1 protein-coding gene is annotated in these 267 nt (G+C 70.4%); it reads left to right on the top strand.

What is annotated here, in order from left to right:
* On the top strand, positions 1–267 hold a 267-nt coding region (locus tag ACLJNW_RS25540; RefSeq protein WP_410961413.1), incomplete at both ends, for an amidohydrolase family protein.

The following is a 267-nucleotide window of genomic DNA, read 5'->3' as shown; positions in this document are numbered from 1 at the left end:
ACCGTGGACTACCTGGATAGCGTCGGCTGGCTCGGCCCGCGCACCTGGCTGGCCCACGGCATCCACTTCAACGCCGAGGAGATCCGCCGGCTCGGCGAGGCGGGCACCGGTATCTGCCATTGCCCGAGTTCGAACATGCGCCTGGCCTCGGGCATCTGCCCGACCGTGGAGCTGGAGGCGGCCGGCGCGCCGATCGGCCTGGGAGTCGATGGCTCGGCCTCCAACGACGCCTCGAACATGATCCTCGAGGCGCGCCAGGCCCTGTAC

Source organism: Salmonella sp. SAL4457 (assembly GCF_046548235.1).
Lineage (GTDB): Bacteria > Pseudomonadota > Gammaproteobacteria > Enterobacterales > Enterobacteriaceae > Salmonella > Salmonella enterica.
Note: the sequence above shows the minus strand (reverse complement) of the source record. Positions and strands in the feature narration are given on the sequence as shown.